Source organism: Levilactobacillus senmaizukei DSM 21775 = NBRC 103853 (assembly GCF_001592085.1).
In the GTDB taxonomy this organism is placed as follows: domain Bacteria; phylum Bacillota; class Bacilli; order Lactobacillales; family Lactobacillaceae; genus Levilactobacillus; species Levilactobacillus senmaizukei.
In genome coordinates this window covers 15,861-35,595 of the sequence record NZ_BCWD01000014.1, presented here as the reverse complement: position 1 = coordinate 35,595, position 19,735 = coordinate 15,861, and the positions used below count along the sequence as shown (strand labels likewise).

The window sequence follows — 19,735 nt, the reverse complement described above, 5'->3', positions numbered from 1 at the left end:
CGCATATGCTTTTTATTAAATAGAACGTTAAATAAGATAGAAAGAAGGCCAAAATCAAATGATACGACTAGCCCGTAAACACCTTGACTGGTGGGCGGTTATCCTGGCGGTGGCATTCATGATCATCCAGGTATCCTGTGACCTTTCCTTACCCACGTTAACCTCAGATATTATCGATAAGGGGATTGCCACGAATGACATTGCTTACATCTGGCGCACCGGGGGCAAGATGCTCCTGCTGAGTTTTATTGGTGTCCTGGGGGCGGCCGGCAATGTTTACTTTGCGGCCACACAATCACAAAAGATGGGACAACGTATCCGATCAGGAATCTTTAAGAAAGTGACGTTCTCATCAACCGAGGAATTTGAAACGGTGGGGAATGCTTCCTTAATTACGCGGACGACCAACGACGTTGTGCAAATTCAAAACGTGATGGTTCAGATGCTACGGATGATGCTGATGGCGCCGATTATGTTGGTTGGAGCGGGGATCTTGGCCTATATCAAGAGCCCCCGTTTGACGGTGGTTTTCCTGGTGGCCTTACCCGTTTTGGCTGCTTTTACTGGGGTGATCATGTACTTTGCTGTGCCACTCTTCAAGAGCCTGCAAAAGAAAATTGATCGCATCAACCTCATCTTCCGTGAAGGATTAACGGGGGTTCGAGTTATCCGGGCCTTCAATCAAGATGAATTCGAACAGGACCGTTTCGAAGAATCTAACCAAGACTACACGAAGACCGGGATTAAGGTTTTCATGATCGTTTCCCTAATGTTTCCAATTATCACCTTGATTATCAGTGGTACTAACATTGGGATCGTTTGGTATGGGGGTCAACTGATTTCTAGCCAAGCCATGGAAGTGGGTAATTTAGTTGCCTTCATGACTTATGCGACTCAAATATTAATTAGCTTTATGATGGTCTCCATGGTGTTCGTCTTCGTGCCACGGGCCCAAGCTTCGGCGGCCCGGATTAACGAGGTCATGGACCTGAAGTCCAAAATTAATGATGCGGCTCAACCGGTTAACTTTGATCATAGTGAAGCCAGCCTGACCTTTGAACACGTCAACTTCCGGTACACCGGCGCCGAAGAATTGGCGTTGGCCGATGTTAACTTCTCGGCTAAGGCTGGCCAAACGGTGGCCATCATTGGCGGAACTGGCTCGGGTAAGTCGAGCTTGGTCAACCTTATTCCGCGCCTGTTTGACCCCGAAAGCGGCCAAATTATGGTCGATGGGTCGCCATTGCCGGCGGTCAGCCAGGCCAACCTGCACGCTGCCATTTCGATTACGCAACAGCAAGCGGTCCTGTTCTCTGGAACGATTCGGACCAACATGGTTTATGGGATGGCGGACGCCAGCGATGATCAAATTTGGCATGCGCTAGACATTGCCCAGGCAACGGACTTTGTTAAGGAGGCTGGTGGCTTGGACGCCGTGGTTGAACAGAACGGGGATAACTTCTCGGGTGGTCAACGACAGCGGTTAGTCATTGCCCGAACCATCTTGAAGCGGGCCAGTGTCTACATCTTCGACGACTCATTCTCAGCATTGGATTTCAAGACGGACGCGGCCTTACGAGAAGCGCTTAAGGCCGATGACCAAGTGAACCAGGGGGTAACGGTTATCGTTGCTCAACGGGTTTCAACGGTGGCCAATGCCGATTTGATTCTGGTGATTGACGGTGGCCATATCGTTGGTCAAGGAACGCATGAAGAGTTGAAAGCAACGAACCAGACTTACCAGGAAATTCTGGAGTCCCAACTCCGAAAGGGGGATGTGATCGATGCGTAATGGACGCGGTTCTGCAACAAAACAGCAACCTCAAAGTTTTTGGCGGACCACATTCCGTCTCTTCCGGTACATGAAACATTGGTTGCCGGGGATTGCCCTGGTACTGATCCTAGCCACAGTGGCAGTGATTCTGCAGATTCGGACCCCTAAGATTTTAGGGAAGGCGACGACGGAACTCTTCAAGGGGGTTATGAAGGGGCAAGCCGAACTTAAGGCGGGGCTGCCAATTCACAGTTTGCCCGTGAACTTTGACAAGATTGGTCATATTCTATTGGTCGTTGGGGTCATGTATGCTGGCGCAGCCGTCTTTAATGTCATTCAGTCCATCATCATGAACTGGATTTCTCAAAAAGTGGTTTATCAACTACGCCGGGACCTGAAGGAAAAGATGAAAGTCCTGCCAATTAGTTACTATGATAGCCATAGTAATGGGGACTTGATGTCCCGTATGGCTAACGATATGGATAACATTGGTGGGACGCTCCAACAGACGTTGTCACAATTGGTGACGAGTGTGCTGACGTTTTTCGGAGTGCTCTACATGATGCTCACCATTAGTGGCTGGCTAACCTTGGTGGCGTTGGTTTCCGTGCCACTGAGCCTCTTCGTGGTTATGCTGGTTGCCCCACGATCACAGAAGTTCTTTGCCGGACAACAAAAGAACCTGGGGCTACTGAATAATACAGTCGAAGAGACCTATGCGGGGCATACCGTGGTGAAGACCTTCAACCGGGAACAGGCCACGCAGGAACAATTCGAAGAGCATAACCAGAAATATTATCAATCAGCATGGAAAGCACAATTTGTTTCCAGCTTGATCTTCCCACTGATGAACTTCGTTAAGAACTTGGATTACCTGGCCGTCGCCGTGATTGGTGGGATTCAAGTGGCTAACGGCCAAGTGAGTTTGGGGAACGTGCAGGCCTTTCTGCAATACACAAACCAATTCTCACAACCCATCACCCAGATGGCTAACCTGACCAATACGATTCAGGCCACGATTGCTTCGGCTGAGCGGATTTTTGCCGTCCTCGATGAGGGTGAAATGCCAGCGAGTGCAACCGTTACTGAAAAGACCGACACGGCCAACATCTTGGAGTTTGACGATGTTAGCTTCCAATACGTCGATGACACGCCATTGATTGCCGACTTTAACTTAAAGGTTAAGCCAGGGGAAATGGTTGCCATCGTTGGGCCGACTGGTGCGGGGAAGACCACCATTATTAACTTACTTGAACGCTTCTATGACGTTAAGGGGGGGGAGATTCGATTCCAAGGCCGAAACACCAAACAATTATCACGAAATGATCTGCGGAAACATTTTGCGATGGTTCTGCAAGATACCTGGCTCTTTACCGGTTCGATCTTCGACAACATCAAATATGGTCGCGAGGATGCTACCGATGATGACGTGTACGCGGCAGCTAAGGCAGCTCACGCGGACACCTTCATTCGGCAATTGCCTGAGGGTTATGAGACGGTGTTGAATGAAGCAGCAACCAACATCTCTCAAGGTCAGCGACAATTATTGACGATTGCCCGGGCCTTCGTTGCCGATCCGGATGTGTTAATTTTGGACGAGGCCACGAGTTCCGTGGATACACGAACGGAAATGTTGATTCAAAAGGCCATGGAAAGCCTGCTGGCTGGCCGGACCAGCTTCGTGGTTGCCCATCGATTATCAACGATTCAAAATGCCGAGAATATTGTGGTGATGAACCACGGGCATATTGTTGAAACCGGGAATCATGATAGCTTACTGGCGGCGGACGGGTTCTACGCGGACCTGTACAACAGTCAATTCAAGGGAAACAACTTAGCTTAAACTGATCATGATAGATTGTGAGGCGTTTGCTGGCCGTGAGACCGCAGCACCGCACAATCTATTTTTATTATCGACCGAAGTTTGACCGGTATTAGCTGCAGGTTGCTCTGGGTAAGCTACAATAGAAGACAGAGAGGGAGTGTTGGTGTGGCATATACACAGACAAAGGCGGCGTTGCAACGCCTAATTGATGATGGTGTGGTTCCAGGAGTGAGCTACGCCTTCGTAGATGACGATCGGGTCCTGAGTGGCGTGATGGGGGGCGCGGCAACCGTGCCCCGGTCGGAGGTGCTTCGACCGGGCATGACCTATGACGTGGCGTCTGTGACTAAGGTGGTGGGGACGCTGACGGTTACGCTACAGCTACTCGCTCAGGGGCGCCTGCGGTTGACAGACTCGTTACATGATTGGTTGCCGGAGTGGCCGGATCGACGGGTGACGATTCATCACCTGCTCACGCATACCTCCGGTATCATTGGGTATATTCCTAATCGGGATGCTCTGAATGCTGAAGAGTTAACGGCAGCACTATTGACCCTGCACGTCGGGCCAACCTTCAATCGTAAAATGGTGTATGCCGATGTGAATTATATTTTTCTGGGATGGATTTTGGAACGAGTACTGGGGGCGCCAGTCCAGGACCTCATTCGACAGCGCGTCCTAGAACCGCTAGGAATGAGGCACAGTACCTTTACGCCGAATGATCCCGCCCAATGTGTGCCCACGGCCTTTGCGCCGGGCCGTGGGATGGTTCGTGGTCAAGTTCACGATCCTAAGGCATTTGTCCTAGGTAAGCGATGTGGATCGGCAGGATTATTTAGCACGGCAGCCGACTTGGCGACCTTCTGTCAGGGGGTTCTGCATCCGGAAAGGGTTGCAGCAATCTTGCCACCAGCTTGGATTCATCGTTTGGCGGCGGATTTGACTCCGTCCGGAAAGGCACGCCGGTCTCTGGGATGGGCATTAACGGTTGCTCAGACACCCACGCCCCACTGGGTCATCTGGCACTCCGGGTTTACTGGCACTTATTTGGTCCTCGACCCAGCAACCGATCAGGCCATGGTTTTCCTGACCAATCGGGTTCATCCCTATGCCCCGAACGAGCCGTACCTCGACCAACGAAACGCGGTCATTGGCACCTATTTAGCAGAAAAATAACAACTATCCGGATACCTAATTTCAGGGTATCCGGATTTTTTTGCGTAAAAAAACTGTCATACCGAGATTTCGGTGTGACAGTCATTATTGTAAAATTTTAGAATGTTGCCGGAATTGGTAAAGCCGCTTGTTTACTAAAATCGACATCGGGGTACTTTCGTTTCAATGCTGCAATCAGTAAGTGCTTGGCGATATTCCCATTACGGGTCAACACAGGGCCATGGAAGTAAGAGCAGTAGACGTTCTTGTAGATTGCGCCTTCCGAACCATCTTCACCATTATTTCCCTTGCCGGAGAGAACGCGGCCAAGTGGCCGTTCGTCTGCGCCCAAGAAGGTTCGGCCTTGGTGATTCTCAAAGCCATGGTAAGTTTCGCCGGTTTCCTCGTTCTTGATTTCGATGTTACCGATGAATCGGTTGTTATCTTGTGACAACGTGTAGTGGTCCAGGGCCCCGATACCGGGCATCTTTTCACCGTCGGCTCCGATGTAATAGTGGCCCAGTAATTGAAAACCGCCGCAGATGGCTAGGATGGGACCGCCGGACTCGATGAATTTGATGAGTTCAGCTTTCTTGGTTTGAATGTCTTTAGAGACGATGGTTTGTTCGAAGTCTTGGCCGCCACCGAACAGTGCCATGTCGTAGTCGTCTGAGTGAAATTCTTCATCCAGGCTGACAACGGTCACGTTGATGTCGACGTCCATTTGCTTGGCATAGTACTTCAATGCCAGGATATTACCGGCGTCGCCGTACGTATTCATTAGGTCACCATAGAGGTGAGCAACGTTTAATTCATAACTCATTCGCCAATGGCCTCCTTAATGTAGCCTTGTTCCTTCAGAATATCACGGACCTGGAGCATTGCCGTGTAGGTGGCAAGCACGTAGACCCGTTCGGTTGGTAGCTCGGAGATGTCCGCCACGACCTTCTTCAGGTCGGGTTCGACGATATGTTTGTCGTCGGGGACGCCAGCCACCTTTAGGCGGAACGTGATGTCCTTGTATCGCTCGCCACCAGTGATAAACTTCGGTACATCCATCTGGGTCAGCTTCTCGAAGTCGCCGTCCCAAATCCAACTGGTATCGATTCCGTCGGCGTAGTTCGCGTTCAGCAAGGCGACCAATGAGAAGGGATGCGTTTCACTGCTAATGGTCTGCAAGACTTGGTCCAACCCAACCGGGTTTTTAACCAGAATGATAGTGACCTTTTTACCGGCGACGTCGATGACTTCTTGCCGGCCGAAGACCCGTTCATCGCTATTGAAGGCGTTACTGATTTCGGTTGGGCTGACATCAAAGAATTGTCCCACCGCGTAAGCAGCCAATGCGTTGTAGATGTTATAGGTCCCACCGATTTGAATCTTGAATGGGTGACCGTCCAATTCAAACTTAGAGGAAGTTGGGGTTTGTTCGCCCAGCTTCGTCAAACGGTAGGTGAGCTCTGGACGAGAGAAACCACAGTGTGGACAGAAATACTTTCCTTGGTTTCCGTAGGTCAGGGAGTGGTAGTGCAAGATGTGTTCACACTTGGGGCACAGGACCCCGTCCGTGTTGGCCTTGGCCTTGAAGTCCTGGTCGGGTTCGTTGTCGAAACCGTAGTACAGAATTGGATTAGGCAGGTCTTTTGAATGGAAAATGGGGGAGTCCCCATTGGCGATAATCGTGGCGTTGGGTGCCAGTGCGACGCCGTCGAGAATCTTTTGATACGTCGTATAGATTTCACCAAAGCGATCCATCTGATCCCGGAAAATATTGGTAAAGACGAAGGCCTTGGGTTCAATGTATTTGGTAATGTTAATGACGTTTGCCTCGTCAACTTCTAAGACGGCAATTGGCCGTCCAGATTGAGGCTTCTCGGCCTTAAGAAAGGTCGTGACGATGCCCTGTTCCATGTTGGAACCAGAGGGGTTGGTCAAGACGCCTGGGTACTTTTCATTTAGTACGGACACGGTGAGGGCGGTCGTCAACGTTTTACCGTTGGTACCCGTCACGATGACCAGATCATACTTTGCCCCGAGTGCCCGTAGAATACTTGGGTCGAGAGTCAGAGTAATCTTCCCTGGGAGGGAACTGCCCCCGTTGAGAAATTTATGCAGAAACCAGTACGAGGACTTCCCCGCGAAGGTTGCAACGTCGCTTCTTAATGACATGGATACTTCGCTCCTTATCGAGACAAATTTCGTGTCGAATTCCTTGTTTGTTCAAGTGTTAATTCTAACATGGTTTGGCAGATAAGAGGAGCCATCCGGTTCAACTTTGGGAAAATGCAAGAAAAGTTTGGTGATCCCACAGTCGAATTTTCCTAAGTGATCGGCTATAATAGATAGAAACTGTCAAAAAGGTGGGAATTACAGTGGCGCAGTTATTTTTTCGGTACGGTGCAATGAATAGTGGGAAGACCATTGAAATCTTGAAGGTCGCCCACAATTACGAGGAACAAGGTAAACGGGTGATCATCATGACGAGTGGCCTGGATACCAGAGACGACGTCGGCTACATTACTAGCCGCATCGGATTGAAACGAGCCGCGCATCCGATCTTTAAAGAGACAAATTTGTACGAGGCGATTGAGAAATTAGACCCCAAGGCCAATTGTGTCTTGATTGACGAAGCCCAATTTTTAACGAAGGATCACGTGTTACAACTAGCAAAAGTGGTCGATGAGTTAAAGATTCCGGTGATGACCTTTGGCTTGAAAAACGATTTTCGCAACGACTTGTTTGAAGGAACAAAGTACCTGCTGCTGTACGCAGATAAAATTGAAGAAATGAAGACTATTTGCTGGTTCTGCACGAAGAAGGCTATCATGAATCTTCGGTTCCATGATAACAAACCCGTGTACGAGGGTGAACAGGTCCAAATCGGTGGTAATGAAACCTATTATCCTGTCTGCCGGCGGCATTATTTTAACCCGCCATTAGACCAGATTGGAAAATAGCCGTTTCAGTTAAGCACCGTTAAAAGTGACCGGATGCTGGTAACAACTGAATGAAACGAGGTTAATCGAATGGATGAAATGTTTGACAAGCTCCAGGCCGTTGCCGACCGTTATGACGAGCTGAATGAGTTAATTAGTGACCCAGAAATTATTGCGGATACGCAACGGTTCATGGCCCTTTCAAAAGAAGAGGGGGAACTCCGTGAGACGGTGGACAAGTACCACCAATATCAGGACGTGACTCAGCAAATTAGTGACGATGATGAAATGTTACGTGAGAAGTTAGATAGTGACATGGAAACCATGATTAAGGAAGAGTTGAAGGACTTAACGTCACAAAAAGAAGATTTAGAAGAAGCCATCAAAGTGCTGCTCTTGCCTAAAGACCCTAACGATGACAAAAACATCATCATGGAAATTCATGGGGCTGCCGGTGGCGATGAAGCCAGCCTATTTGCTGCGGACCTTTTTAGTATGTACTCCAAGTATGCCGAACGTCAGGGTTGGCAGATTGAAATTGTCGATGAAAACGATACCGAAGTGGGAGGCTTTAAGGAAATCGTTCTGATGATTTCTGGCGATAAGGTTTACTCCAAGTTGAAGTATGAAAACGGTGCGCACCGGGTTCAACGAGTACCCGTAACGGAATCAGCCGGTCGGGTACATACCAGTACCGCTACGGTTGGTGTAATGCCTGAAGAACAAGACGTTGATATTGACATTGATCCTAAGGATATTCGGACCGACGTTTATCGGTCATCCGGTGCCGGTGGGCAACATATTAACAAGACGTCTTCGGCCGTGCGGATGACCCACTTGCCAACTGGCATCGTCGTGGCCATGCAAGACGAACGGTCACAACAACAAAACCGGGCTAAAGCCATGCAGATTCTGCGGACCCGGGTTTACGACTACTACAAGCAACAAGAGGAAAGTGCCTACAACGCTGAACGAAAGTCAGCCGTCGGGACCGGGGACCGTTCCGAACGGATTCGGACCTACAACTATCCGCAAAATCGGGTCACCGATCACCGAATTGGTTTAACCTTGAATAAGTTAGATCGGATCATGAACGGTGAGTTGGATGATATTATTGATGCCTTAATTCTGTCAGACCAAGCGGCTAAACTGGAAGATCTCAAGAACAATGGCTAACCCAGTAACTTACTTTAGCTTGCTCCATACGGCCCAGGACCAACTAACGGGCGCACGGCAAGATCCGAGTGCGGCACAATATCTGTTGCTCGAAGGACAGAATTGGCGCTACACGCAGCTGGTCCAACACTACCGGGATGTGGTTCCGGCTTCTGTGTTGGACCAGTTTCGGCATCAGCTGGACCGCGTTTTAGCCGGTGAGCCGGCGCAATATGTGTTGGGGCATGCCCCGTTCTATGGCCGAGAATTTCAAGTGACGAATGCCACCCTGATTCCGCGGCAGGAAACTGAAGAGTTGGTGGAGTGGGTCTTAACGGATTGTTCGCAGGCGCCACTCAAGTTAGCTGATATTGGCACCGGTAGCGGGGCCATTGCGCTCTCATTGAAGCTGGAGCGACCTGAGTGGCAGGTCACTGCTACGGATATTTCCGTGGCGGCCGTGGCCGTGGCTCAGCAGAATGCTAAGGCTTTGAATGCTCAAGTACAATTTGAAGTGGGCGATCTGCTGGCACCGTTGGCGGGGCAACGCTTCGATGTGATCGTGTCGAACCCGCCATACATTGATCGGGCAGAGCAACCGGTGATGGATGACGCCGTCAAGCGGTTTGAACCGGACCAAGCGTTGTACGCTGCGGATCATGGGCTGGACTTTTACCGGCGTTTTGCGTTAACACTACCGGGATTCTTAACCGCGGAGGGGTGTTTCTTCGCCGAGATTGGCTATCATCAGGGGCCAGCCGTGCGCGCGATCTTTACCGTGGCGTTGCCCGCAGCTAAGGTGACCGTTCGCCAGGATATCAATGGCCAAGACCGGATGGTCAAGGTGCAATTGTGATAAGGGAGACTTAATATTTATGGAAACCAAGATTTTTAAACCAACTGAAATCGATGCCGCCGCCAAGGCAATTCGCGACGGTCAACTTGTGGCGTTTCCAACCGAAACCGTGTATGGCTTAGGGGCAGATGCCACCAATGAAACGGCCGTTAAGCAGGTCTACATGGCAAAGGGGCGTCCCAGCGACAATCCGCTGATTGTCCACGTGACGGGAATTGACACGGTTGAACAGTATGCGCAACCGTTGTCAGCCACTGCTAAGAAGCTAATCAAGGCCTTTTGGCCCGGTTCCTTAACGTTAATCTTTAAGTTACAGCCGGGGAAGCTTTCCGCGGCTGTCACCGGCGGTCTGAACACGGCGGCGTTTCGGAATCCGGACAACCAGGTCACCCTTGACTTGATCCGCGCGGCGGGGGTACCCCTAGTTGGTCCATCTGCCAATACTTCCGGCAAGCCAAGTCCGACCTTAGCCAAGCATGTCTATCATGATTTGAATGGCAAGATCGCCGGCATCTTGGATGACGGCCCAACCGAGGTGGGCGTTGAATCAACAGTCCTTGATATGTCGACCGATCTGCCAACAATTCTCCGGCCTGGTGCGGTGACTGAAGAAGAATTGACTGCGGTCATTGGGAATGTTCGGTCGAGTCACCATCGGGTGGGCGCCAAGGAAGTTCCCAAGGCCCCGGGGATGAAATACAAGCACTATGCGCCTAATGCCCAGGTGACCATCGTGGATCGTGAAGCAGACTGGTCGGCAGCCATGGACTGGGCGAGTCATCAAGCTGGTACCATTGGTGTGATGGCGACGGATTCAATCCTAGCGGAATTGACTTTGCCTAACAATATTGAAACGTATTCGTTGGGAGCCAACTTGGATTCGGCGAGTCATCAACTATTCGCTGGGTTACGGTATTTCGACCTGGAGTCGCCAGTCACGGGTATCTTGGCGCAAGGTTTTCCAGACGACGGCCTTGGCGCGGCGTACATGAACCGGTTGAACAAGTCAGCTGGCCAAGTTCATTTTGAAAAATAAGCAAAATTAATTGAATCTCGAATGGTGGCGGCCCCACCTGAGCAGAAAGTTTGGTAAAATGAAACCAATTACTGTTCAGGAGGGACCGCCATTGAATTTTAAAGAAAAAGATCCAGCTCTATGGGGCGCCATTGCCCAGGAAGAACAACGTCAAGAAGATACAATCGAACTGATTGCTTCCGAAAACATCGTGAGTCACGCCGTCCGAACCGCACAGGGCTCAGTGCTGACCAACAAGTACGCTGAAGGTTATCCCGGGAAACGCTACTATGGCGGGACGCAATACATTGACGTGGTTGAGCAATTGGCTATCGACCGGGCCAAGGAATTGTTCCACGCGGAGTATGCAAACGTTCAGCCACATTCCGGTTCCCAGGCGAACCAGGCGGTCTATGCGGCCTTCTTGAAGCCCGGAGATACCATCCTGGGGATGAGCTTGGATGCTGGGGGCCACTTGACCCACGGGTCGAAAGTGAACTTCTCAGGCAAGCTGTATCAGACTTATGGTTACGATCTGAATCCCGACACGGAACGCTTGGACTTCGCGGCCATCCGTGCGTTGGCGCTGAAGGTGCAACCTAAGATGATTGTTGCCGGGGCATCCGCTTATTCGCGGACGATTGACTGGCAAGCCTTTAGAGCCATTGCCGATGAGGTGGGGGCCTATCTAATGGTTGACATGGCACATATTGCCGGCTTAGTGGCGGCGGGACTTCATCCAAGTCCCGTGGGAATTGCCGATGTTGTCACGACGACTACCCACAAGACCCTACGGGGACCTCGCGGAGGGTTAATCCTATCGCAAGAAAAGTATGCCAAGCAGCTAAACTCAGCCGTATTTCCGGGAACCCAGGGCGGGCCATTGGAACACGTGATTGCTGGCAAGGCGGCCGCCTTCTTCGAAGACTTGCAACCAGACTTCAAGGATTATGCGCAACGGATCATCGACAATGCCAGTGCCATGGCGGCGGCCTTTGAAGATCTACCAATGGTTCGGGTGGTCTCCGGCGGAACCGACAATCATTTGATGACGTTGGACCTTTCAGCAACGGGTTTGAATGGTAAGCAAGCGCAAGACTTACTGGACAGTGTCTTGATTACCACTAATAAGGAAGCCATTCCGAATGAAACCCTGAGTCCCTTCAAGACCTCTGGCATTCGGTTGGGGACACCGGCGATTACGACCCGGGGCTTCACACCGGCAGATTGCCGACAAGTCGCAAAATTAATTGTAGACACCTTAAGTCATCCTGACGATAAGGCCGTTTTAGACCGGGTTCGTTCGCAGGTACGGGACCTAACGGCGGCTCACCCATTAACAGTGTTACCTTAATTTAGAAAAAAACGGTTTCATTTGAAAAAAGTCCGCAGTAATGCCGTAGATAATGGTACAATTGTAAGAAATCACAAAGGAGCGTTTATCCATGGGGAAGTTTCAAGTTCTTGACCACCCGTTGATTCAACACAAACTGACAATTATTCGGAATAAGAGTTGTGGTACTCGTAGTTTCCGGGAAGTTGTTAACGAGATCTCAACTTTAATGGCCTATGAGGTTTCACGCGATATGCCATTACAAGATAAGGTGATCGAAACGCCGGTGGCGAAGATGACAGCCAAGGAACTCTCAGGCAAAAAGGTGGCTATCGTGCCAATCTTACGTGCTGGGATTGGCATGGTCGATGGCATCTTGGAATTAATTCCTGCTGCCAAGGTTGGCCACATTGGGATGTACCGTGATGAGGTCACCCTGCAACCCCATGAGTATTTTGTTAAGTTACCTTCTGACATTGACCAACGGCAAGTCTTCGTGGTTGATCCAATGTTAGCCACGGGTGGCTCAGCAATTATGGCAATCGATGCTTTGAAAAAGCGTGGTGCCAGCAACATGAAGTTTGTCTGCTTGGTCTCGGCCCCAGAAGGGGTTAAAGCCTTGCAGAAGGCCCATCCAGACGTCGACATTTACACGGCGGCCTTGGATGATCACTTGAACGAGGATGGCTACATTGTCCCTGGTTTGGGTGACGCGGGTGACCGGTTGTTTGGGACAAAATAAACTTACCTAGGGTTCGGCTAATTTACTAGCCGAACCTTTTTTGTTTTAATCTATCGCATGGAAGTGGCTATGAAAACTGAAATCGTGTGCGTGCGCAAGTAAATTATGGAAGCGATAACAATCCTTTTATCATTGATTTCAAATGTAAGTCCAATTTATTGAAAATGATCAATTAATTCCACAAATAGTCTTTGTTTTTTAGGGGATTTGGTGGTATCATTTTTAATGTGTTTGAGCGGTATTTCTTTCGCTCAAAATTTCGCAAGCTCTGTGATTTCGCGTCCGTGCGTTAGGGCAAGGATTTCCCGGTTTATTGCGTACATATGTAGTTCATGAAAAGAGGTGATATTTGGTGGGAAATGGTACAGTTGCATCCTTTCAATTATTTGGACTGACGTTCAGTGTGGCAAACCTTGTCTCAGGGGCGATAGTTTTCTTGTTGGCGATCATTTTCGTTATTGCAACGACACGGCACATTACGATGCGGCCTTCTAAAGGGCAAAACGTGATCGAATGGCTGATTGACTTCACCAACGGGGTCTTGAAAGGAAATCTTCCAGCAAACGAAGTACGTGGCTACGGACTTTGGGGATTTACACTATTTATTTTCATTTTTCTATCGAACCAACTCGGGTTATTCTTTAACCTAATGATTAATGGTAAAGCTATTGTTCGAAGCCCAACTTCTGATCCGGTGGTTACGCTGACCATGTCATTAATGACGGTGGTCTTCGCTAACTACTCTAGTATTCGCCGCTGGGGTACCAAGGGATACTTAACCAGTTTCGTGAAACCATTTTGGTTCTTCTTCCCAATTAACATTTTTGAAGAGCTGAGTAGTTTCTTGACGTTAGGTCTTCGTATCTTCGGGATTATCTACTCCGGTGAAGTTCTGTTGGAAATGATTTGGCAGTTAGCTGAATCACATGGTATCTTAACGATGGCGTTGTCTCTGCCAATCGAAATGATTTGGCAAGGATTCTCCGCTTTCCTAGGTGCCATTCAAGCCTATGTCTTTATCATGTTGTCGTCGGTTTATATTGGTCGGAAGCTTCAAGAAGAAGACTAATTACTTTTGGATGTTTTTTAAATTTAAGGAGGAAACAAGATTATGGGTGTTTTAGCAGCAAGTGTAACTATGGTTGGGGCCGCTATCGCTGGTGCGTTCGGTGACTGTATCGTTATTTTCAAGACTTTGGAAGGTATGGTTCGCCAGCCTGAAATGTCAGGTCAATTACGTAGTACGATGTTTATTGGTGTTGGGTTAGTTGAATCAATGCCTATCTTGGGCTTCGTTATGTCCTTGATGTTGATGAACAAGTAATCATGGTTCTATTATCAACTGATTTGACAGTAAAAGGAGGTGTCAATAGATGCTCTTACATTTAGTGGTTGCACGGACCCTTTACAATGGCGATACCATCTTTTACGCATTGAGTTTCATTCTGTTAATGTGGATTGTTAAGATTTTCGCTTGGAAACCAGTTACTAAGATGATGCAAGATCGTTCGAACAAGATTTCTAACGATATCGATAATGCTGAAAAGTCACGGAAAGATGCCGCGGCAATGGCAGAAGAACGTCAAGCAGCCTTAGCTGGTTCACGAGTTGAAGCGCAAACAATCGTTAAAGATGCCAAGGAAAATGGTCAACAGCAACGGGAGCAAATCGTTACCCAAGCACAGACCGATGCTCAGTCACTGAAAGATAAAGCGCAGAAAGATATTGCGCAAGAACGTGAGGATGCATTGGCTAGTGCGCGCAACGACGTAGCGGATCTATCTGTTGAGATTGCTTCCAAACTTCTTCAAAGAGAATTAAAGGCTGATGATCAAAAGGCACTAATTGACTCTTATATTGAAGGGTTGGGGGAACAACATGAGTCTTGATAAGGCAACGGTAGCGAAGCGCTACGCACGTGCATTGTTTGAATTGTTGTCTGAAAAAGACCAACTGGATACCGGCATGGCAGAGTTGAAAGAACTCCGTCAGGTCTTCCAGGACAATCCCAAGTTGAGTACCGTACTTTCGGATACAAGCGTAAAAGCTGGCGATCGCGGGGCCTTACTGCAAGATCTCTCTAAGACAGCATCTCCCTATATCAAGAACCTTATCCAGATGGTTTATGACTACGATCGAATGGACGCAATGGTTGCGATCATTGATCAATTCAAGACTATTTATAACGAAGCAAAACATATTGTGGATGCGCAAGTTACCACGGCTGTGGCAATTTCCGATACGCAACGTGACCAAATCGCGGCAGCATTTGCGAAGCGAGTTGGGGCTAACCGGGTGAACTTAAGTAGCCAGGTTAATCCGGATATTATTGGTGGCGCGATTGTTAAATCCGCTGGCATGATTTTTGATGGGAGCTTACAAGTTAAAATTCAAAAGTTACGGCAGCAACTGTTGGCATAACGAATTTCATAGGTAAAGAGGTGAAACTTTCATGAGCATTAAAGCTGAGGAAATCAGTGCTCTAATTAAACAACAATTAGAGGGCTACGAGGATGAACTCTCAGTTGAAGAAACTGGTACAGTAACTTACGTTGGTGACGGGATTGCCCGGGCCCACGGCTTGGACAACGCCTTACAAGGTGAGTTGCTTTTGTTTGATAACGGGGTTTATGGCATGGTTCAAAACCTCGAAGCTAGTGACGTTGGTATCGTTATCTTGGGTGATTTTACTGGAATCACTGAAGGAGATACGGTTAAGCGCACTGGTCGTATCATGGAAGTTCCCGTTGGTGATCAATTAATTGGCCGGGTTGTTAACTCCTTGGGTCAACCAATTGATGGTAAAGGGGACATTAAGACCGATAAAACACGGCCAATCGAACACAAGGCACCCGGCGTTATGGAACGTCAAGGGGTTAATGAACCTCTGCAAACCGGGATTAAAGCGATTGACGCGTTAGTTCCAATTGGCCGTGGTCAACGTGAGTTGATCATCGGTGACCGTAAGACTGGTAAGAGTTCGATCGCGATTGACACGATCATTAACCAAAAGGGTCAAGATATGATTTGTATCTATGTCGCTATTGGTCAAAAGGACTCCACCGTACGTTCGCAGGTTAGAACTTTAGAGAAGTATGGCGCTATGGACTACACGATTGTTGTCAGTGCGGGTCCTGCATTGCCTGCTCCACTTCTATACATCGCTCCATATGCTGGTGCCGCTATGGGTGAAGAGTTTATGCATGCTGGTAAGCAAGTCTTGATTGTCTACGATGATCTGACTAAGCAAGCCGATGCTTACCGTGAACTCTCACTTATTTTACGGCGTGCGCCAGGTCGTGAAGCGTACCCTGGGGATATTTTCTACACCCACTCCCGTTTGTTGGAACGGGCTGCTAAGCTTAGTGATGAGCTTGGTGGTGGTTCAATGACGGCCTTGCCTGTCATTGAAACTAAGGCTGGGGACGTTTCTGCATACATCCCTACGAACGTTATTTCCATCACCGACGGACAAATCTTCCTGAACAGTGATTCCTTCTATTCAGGGGTTCGTCCAGCTATGGATGCCGGGACTTCAGTTTCTCGGGTTGGTGGTGACGCTCAAATCAAGGCTATGAAGAAGGTTGCGGGTTCACTGCGGTTGGACTTGTCTGCCTACCGTGAACTGGAAGCCTTTGCGCAATTCGGTTCCGACTTGGATGCTGCTACCCAGGCCCGTTTGAACCGTGGGGCCCGGACCGTTGAAGTTCTGAAGCAAGGACTTCACGAGGCCGTCCCTGTAGCCAAAGAAGTCATTATCTTATACGCACTGGCTCATCGTCATTTAGACAAGCTTGAGTTGGAAGACGTTTTACGTTATCAAAATGAATTGTTTGAATTCATGGATAACTCGTACCAGTCCCTTGAGGACACGATTACTGAGACGGGGAACTTGCCAGAAGGCGACACTCTGAACGATGCAATCAACGAGTTTGATAAGACTTTCCAACCTACCAAACATGGTGATGCCGCAGCAGATAATGGTTCGGCTAATTAAGTTGCTTGAAGGAAGGATGGTGAGGAAAAATGGCTGAATCGATTCATGATGTCCAACATCGGATTAATTCCACGAAAGCTACGCGGCAAATTACGGCTGCCATGCACATGGTTTCTACTGCGAAGTTGAACAAGATTCAGAAGCATGCTAGGGGCTATCAAGACTATGTCTCAAAGATTAAGTCCGTAGTTCTGCGTTTATCTCAGTCTCAACTGTTTGAACATTCCTCAAGCAAATTACAGTCAGACCGTCCAGTTAAGAAAACGGCTTACTTAGTTGTTACTTCCGACCGCGGTATGGTTGGGAGTTATAACAGTAGCGTGCTTCGTGAGGCTAATGAGTTTATCGAAAACCGGACACCAAACCCTGATGACTATATTATCTTAGCCGTTGGTGGGACTGGTGCGGATTTCTACAAGAAGCGTGGCGTTAATGTTGCTTATGAATATCGTGGCGTGAGTGATGTTCCGGAGTTCAACGAAGTTCGGGAAATCGTGAAGACCGTGACGACGATGTATGACAGCGAAGTCTTTGATGAACTCTTCGTTTGCTATAATCATTTCGTGAACCGCATTTCATCAAGTTTTCGTGCTGAGAAGACGCTTCCCGTTGACCGTGAGACGTTAGAGTCCGATGCCGTGGATGATTCCGCAGCAACGGCTAACCTCGCATCGGATTATGAAACGGAGCCGTCAGAAGCCGAAGTCTTAGAAACCATCTTGCCGCAATATGCGGAAAGCCTGGTTTACGGCGCTATTCTGGACGCGAAGACTTCCGAACACGCATCAAGTACGAACGCGATGCAATCAGCCACTGATAATGCTGACGATTTAATCAGCGACTTACAACTGCACTATAACCGTGCACGACAAGCTGCGATTACGACTGAAATCACAGAAATTACCGGTGGTCAGGAAGCCTTGAATAATTAATGACGGGAGGAATTAACGAATAATGAGTGCTGGTAAAGTTATTCAAATTATCGGACCAGTTGTTGACGTTGAATTCCCACTGAACGATGAATTACCCGACATCAATACCGCCCTCAAAGTTAAGAGGGATGATGGCAGTGTCTTAGTAACCGAGGTTGCCCTTGAATTGGGTGACGGGGTTATGCGGACCATCGCCATGGATGGTACTGAAGGTCTTCGCCGTGGAATGGAAGTAGAAAACACAGGTGCTTCTATTTCAGTTCCAGTTGGTGACGACACCTTAGGTCGTGTGTTTAACGTTCTTGGGGATCCAATTGACGGCGGTGCCGAATTTGGAGAAGATGCGCAACGGATGCCAATTCACCGTGACGCACCAAAGTATGACGAATTGAACCCAACGACTGAAATCCTTGAAACGGGGATTAAGGTTATTGACTTGCTCGAACCTTACGTTCGTGGTGGGAAGATTGGGTTGTTCGGTGGTGCCGGTGTTGGTAAGACCGTTTTAATTCAAGAATTAATTCACAACATTGCCCAAGGCCATAACGGGATTTCCGTCTTCACCGGTGTTGGTGAACGGACCCGTGAAGGTAACGATATGTACTGGGAAATGAAGAGCTCAGGAGTTCTGAAACAAACGGCCATGGTTTATGGTCAAATGAACGAACCTCCTGGTGCCCGGATGCGGGTTGCCTTAACCGGGTTAACTATTGCGGAATACTTCCGTGATGTTAAGGGCCAAGATGTTCTGTTGTTTATCGACAACATCTTCCGGTTCACGCAAGCTGGATCTGAAGTTTCCGCCCTGTTGGGTCGGATTCCTTCAGCCGTTGGTTACCAACCAACGCTGGCAACTGAAATGGGTCAACTGCAAGAACGGATTACGTCAACGAACAAGGGGTCAATCACCTCTATTCAAGCCGTTTATGTTCCTGCCGATGACTACACCGACCCTGCCCCAGCAACGACTTTTGCTCACTTGGATGCAACGACCAATTTGGAACGTTCACTGACTCAACAAGGGATCTATCCTGCCGTGGACCCATTGGCTTCAACGTCAACGGCCTTGGCACCAGAGATCGTTGGGGAAGAACATTACCATGTTGCCACCGAAGTTCAACATGTCTTGCAACGTTACCATGAATTACAAGACATCATCTCTATCTTAGGGATGGATGAACTGTCTGAAGAGGAACAAACGATCGTTAACCGGGCACGTCGGATTCAATTCTTCTTGTCACAACCATTTACGGTTGCCTCTCAATTCTCTGGTTTACCAGGGAAGTACGTTAAGTTGGAAGACACCATCGAAGGGTTTAAGCAAATCCTCGCTGGTAAGTACGATGACTTACCAGAAGATGCCTTCCGTAACTGTGGTGGCGTAGAGGACGTTGTGTCTAAGGCAAAAGAGATGAACGACGCGGTTGCAAATAATTAGGGAGGGATTCTAATTGGCTGATAATAAACCAGTTTTATCGATTAGTATCGTAACTCCCGACGGCCGAGTCTATGAACATCAAGGGGACTTCTTAGTCGTAACCACGGCTATCGGTCCATTAGGAATTTTGCCAAAACACGTTCCGGTCATCGCCACCTTAAAGGTCGACGAAGTCCGGGTTAAGTACGGTGAGGAACAGGATCGCATCGCGGTTAATGGAGGCTTTATGGAGTTCTCTAACGATACCGCCACGATCGTTGCTGACAGTGCCGAACGTCAAAGCGAGATTGATGTCAAGCGGGCTGAAAGTGCCCGTCAACGAGCTCAAGAGACGATCAAGCAGGCTAAGGCTTCGCATGATACGGATTCTTTGGCTCGTGCCGAAGTGGCTTTGCGCCGGGCTATCAATCGAATTAACGTTGCTAACCACTAATTTATTAGCTCTAGTAACGGTTAGAGTCCTTCCCAATTTGGGGAGGACTCTTTTTATTGTCATTTGTCAAAATTCGCAGTGAATTTGTTCAAATAAAATTTGTAATATTACAAACGCCGCTTTCATGGGATTTTCGGGGGACAA

General features: G+C 48.7%; 19 protein-coding genes. 17 read left to right on the top strand and 2 right to left on the bottom strand.

The window, feature by feature from the left end; translation table 11 throughout:
• The first annotated feature begins 58 nt into the window (after nt 1-58).
• The 3 genes from LSE01S_RS06575 to LSE01S_RS06565 all read left to right on the top strand — a co-directional run bounded on the left by LSE01S_RS06575 (nt 59) and on the right by LSE01S_RS06565 (nt 4,775).
• Complete coding sequence (locus LSE01S_RS06575) at nt 59-1,792, top strand: ABC transporter ATP-binding protein (RefSeq protein WP_061776839.1); 1,734 nt, start codon at nt 59-61, stop codon at nt 1,790-1,792.
• A complete protein-coding gene (locus LSE01S_RS06570) occupies nt 1,785-3,617 on the top strand; it encodes an ABC transporter ATP-binding protein (RefSeq protein ID WP_061776838.1) in 1,833 nt (610 codons plus the stop codon). The genes LSE01S_RS06575 and LSE01S_RS06570 overlap by 8 nt, the downstream gene beginning before the upstream one ends.
• Before the next feature lie 147 nt (nt 3,618-3,764).
• Nucleotides 3,765-4,775: a serine hydrolase domain-containing protein gene (locus LSE01S_RS06565; RefSeq protein ID WP_061776837.1), complete on the top strand. Its 1,011-nt coding sequence runs from the start codon at nt 3,765-3,767 to the stop codon at nt 4,773-4,775.
• Nucleotides 4,776-4,872: 97 nt separating this feature from the next.
• On the opposite strand, the gene LSE01S_RS06560 is transcribed toward LSE01S_RS06565, so the two are convergent.
• Complete coding sequence (locus LSE01S_RS06560) at nt 4,873-5,577, bottom strand: type 1 glutamine amidotransferase (protein WP_061776836.1); 705 nt, start codon at nt 5,575-5,577, stop codon at nt 4,873-4,875.
• Nucleotides 5,574-6,923 (bottom strand): Mur ligase family protein, encoded by a 1,350-nt coding sequence (locus tag LSE01S_RS06555; protein WP_061776835.1) that lies wholly within the window; start codon nt 6,921-6,923, stop codon nt 5,574-5,576. The genes LSE01S_RS06560 and LSE01S_RS06555 overlap by 4 nt, the downstream gene beginning before the upstream one ends.
• Nucleotides 6,924-7,126: 203 nt before the next feature.
• Between LSE01S_RS06555 and LSE01S_RS06550 the strand changes: the two genes are divergently transcribed.
• The 14 genes from LSE01S_RS06550 (at nt 7,127) to LSE01S_RS06485 (ending at nt 19,591) form a co-directional block, all read left to right on the top strand.
• Nucleotides 7,127-7,711 (top strand): thymidine kinase, encoded by a 585-nt coding sequence (locus tag LSE01S_RS06550; RefSeq protein WP_061776834.1) that lies wholly within the window; start codon nt 7,127-7,129, stop codon nt 7,709-7,711.
• Nucleotides 7,712-7,780: 69 nt separating this feature from the next.
• Entirely contained in the window at nt 7,781-8,866 is a 1,086-nt protein-coding gene (gene prfA, locus LSE01S_RS06545; RefSeq protein ID WP_061776833.1) for a peptide chain release factor 1, read from the top strand.
• On the top strand, nt 8,859-9,701 hold the full coding sequence (gene prmC, locus LSE01S_RS06540; RefSeq protein ID WP_061776832.1) for a peptide chain release factor N(5)-glutamine methyltransferase: 843 nt from the start codon (nt 8,859-8,861) through the stop codon (nt 9,699-9,701). Before prfA ends, prmC begins: the two co-directional genes overlap by 8 nt.
• Before the next feature lie 19 nt (nt 9,702-9,720).
• Nucleotides 9,721-10,737 carry an L-threonylcarbamoyladenylate synthase gene (locus LSE01S_RS06535; RefSeq protein ID WP_061776831.1) on the top strand — a complete coding sequence of 339 codons (1,017 nt, stop codon included), beginning with the start codon at nt 9,721-9,723 and terminating at the stop codon, nt 10,735-10,737.
• 91 nt (nt 10,738-10,828) lie between these two features.
• Nucleotides 10,829-12,070, top strand: coding sequence for a serine hydroxymethyltransferase (gene glyA, locus LSE01S_RS06530; protein WP_061776830.1), 1,242 nt, complete (start codon nt 10,829-10,831; stop codon nt 12,068-12,070).
• Nucleotides 12,071-12,161: 91 nt separating this feature from the next.
• Nucleotides 12,162-12,791, top strand: coding sequence for a uracil phosphoribosyltransferase (upp, locus tag LSE01S_RS06525; protein WP_061776829.1), 630 nt, complete (start codon nt 12,162-12,164; stop codon nt 12,789-12,791).
• Between the two features lie 352 nt (nt 12,792-13,143).
• Complete coding sequence (atpB, locus tag LSE01S_RS06520) at nt 13,144-13,860, top strand: F0F1 ATP synthase subunit A (protein ID WP_061776828.1); 717 nt, start codon at nt 13,144-13,146, stop codon at nt 13,858-13,860.
• A 42-nt stretch (nt 13,861-13,902) separates the two neighbouring features.
• Nucleotides 13,903-14,115 carry a F0F1 ATP synthase subunit C gene (gene atpE, locus LSE01S_RS06515; protein ID WP_061776827.1) on the top strand — a complete coding sequence of 71 codons (213 nt, stop codon included), beginning with the start codon at nt 13,903-13,905 and terminating at the stop codon, nt 14,113-14,115.
• A 49-nt stretch (nt 14,116-14,164) separates the two neighbouring features.
• Complete coding sequence (atpF, locus tag LSE01S_RS06510) at nt 14,165-14,680, top strand: F0F1 ATP synthase subunit B (protein WP_061776826.1); 516 nt, start codon at nt 14,165-14,167, stop codon at nt 14,678-14,680.
• Complete coding sequence (gene atpH, locus LSE01S_RS06505; protein ID WP_061776825.1) at nt 14,670-15,212, top strand: ATP synthase F1 subunit delta; 543 nt, start codon at nt 14,670-14,672, stop codon at nt 15,210-15,212. The genes atpF and atpH overlap by 11 nt, the downstream gene beginning before the upstream one ends.
• A 31-nt stretch (nt 15,213-15,243) precedes the next feature.
• The gene (atpA, locus tag LSE01S_RS06500; protein WP_061776824.1) at nt 15,244-16,788 is read left to right on the top strand and encodes a F0F1 ATP synthase subunit alpha; all 1,545 of its coding nucleotides are present in this window, start codon (nt 15,244-15,246) and stop codon (nt 16,786-16,788) included.
• Nucleotides 16,789-16,817: 29 nt separating this feature from the next.
• The gene (locus tag LSE01S_RS06495; protein ID WP_061776823.1) at nt 16,818-17,720 is read left to right on the top strand and encodes a F0F1 ATP synthase subunit gamma; all 903 of its coding nucleotides are present in this window, start codon (nt 16,818-16,820) and stop codon (nt 17,718-17,720) included.
• 22 nt (nt 17,721-17,742) lie between these two features.
• Nucleotides 17,743-19,158: a F0F1 ATP synthase subunit beta gene (gene atpD, locus LSE01S_RS06490; RefSeq protein ID WP_061776822.1), complete on the top strand. Its 1,416-nt coding sequence runs from the start codon at nt 17,743-17,745 to the stop codon at nt 19,156-19,158.
• Nucleotides 19,159-19,171: 13 nt separating this feature from the next.
• A complete protein-coding gene (locus tag LSE01S_RS06485) occupies nt 19,172-19,591 on the top strand; it encodes a F0F1 ATP synthase subunit epsilon (RefSeq protein WP_061776821.1) in 420 nt (139 codons plus the stop codon).
• Nucleotides 19,592-19,735 lie beyond the last annotated feature (144 nt).

Bases quoted from the DNA above. Each gene is read 5' to 3' on its own strand.
- LSE01S_RS06535 (WP_061776831.1), top strand. From the start codon at position 9,721: ATGGAAACCAAGATTTTTAAACCAACTGAAATCGATGCCGCCGCCAAG.
- atpE (WP_061776827.1), top strand. From the start codon at position 13,903: ATGGGTGTTTTAGCAGCAAGTGTAACTATGGTTGGGGCCGCTATCGCT.
- atpD (WP_061776822.1), top strand. From the start codon at position 17,743: ATGAGTGCTGGTAAAGTTATTCAAATTATCGGACCAGTTGTTGACGTT.
- prfA (WP_061776833.1), top strand. From the start codon at position 7,781: ATGGATGAAATGTTTGACAAGCTCCAGGCCGTTGCCGACCGTTATGAC.
- prmC (WP_061776832.1), top strand. From the start codon at position 8,859: ATGGCTAACCCAGTAACTTACTTTAGCTTGCTCCATACGGCCCAGGAC.
- atpH (WP_061776825.1), top strand. From the start codon at position 14,670: ATGAGTCTTGATAAGGCAACGGTAGCGAAGCGCTACGCACGTGCATTG.
- LSE01S_RS06575 (WP_061776839.1), top strand. From the start codon at position 59: ATGATACGACTAGCCCGTAAACACCTTGACTGGTGGGCGGTTATCCTG.
- upp (WP_061776829.1), top strand. From the start codon at position 12,162: ATGGGGAAGTTTCAAGTTCTTGACCACCCGTTGATTCAACACAAACTG.
- LSE01S_RS06570 (WP_061776838.1), top strand. From the start codon at position 1,785: ATGCGTAATGGACGCGGTTCTGCAACAAAACAGCAACCTCAAAGTTTT.
- LSE01S_RS06560 (WP_061776836.1), bottom strand. From the start codon at position 5,577: ATGAGTTATGAATTAAACGTTGCTCACCTCTATGGTGACCTAATGAAT.
- atpF (WP_061776826.1), top strand. From the start codon at position 14,165: ATGCTCTTACATTTAGTGGTTGCACGGACCCTTTACAATGGCGATACC.
- LSE01S_RS06495 (WP_061776823.1), top strand. From the start codon at position 16,818: ATGGCTGAATCGATTCATGATGTCCAACATCGGATTAATTCCACGAAA.
- LSE01S_RS06555 (WP_061776835.1), bottom strand. From the start codon at position 6,923: ATGTCATTAAGAAGCGACGTTGCAACCTTCGCGGGGAAGTCCTCGTAC.
- atpA (WP_061776824.1), top strand. From the start codon at position 15,244: ATGAGCATTAAAGCTGAGGAAATCAGTGCTCTAATTAAACAACAATTA.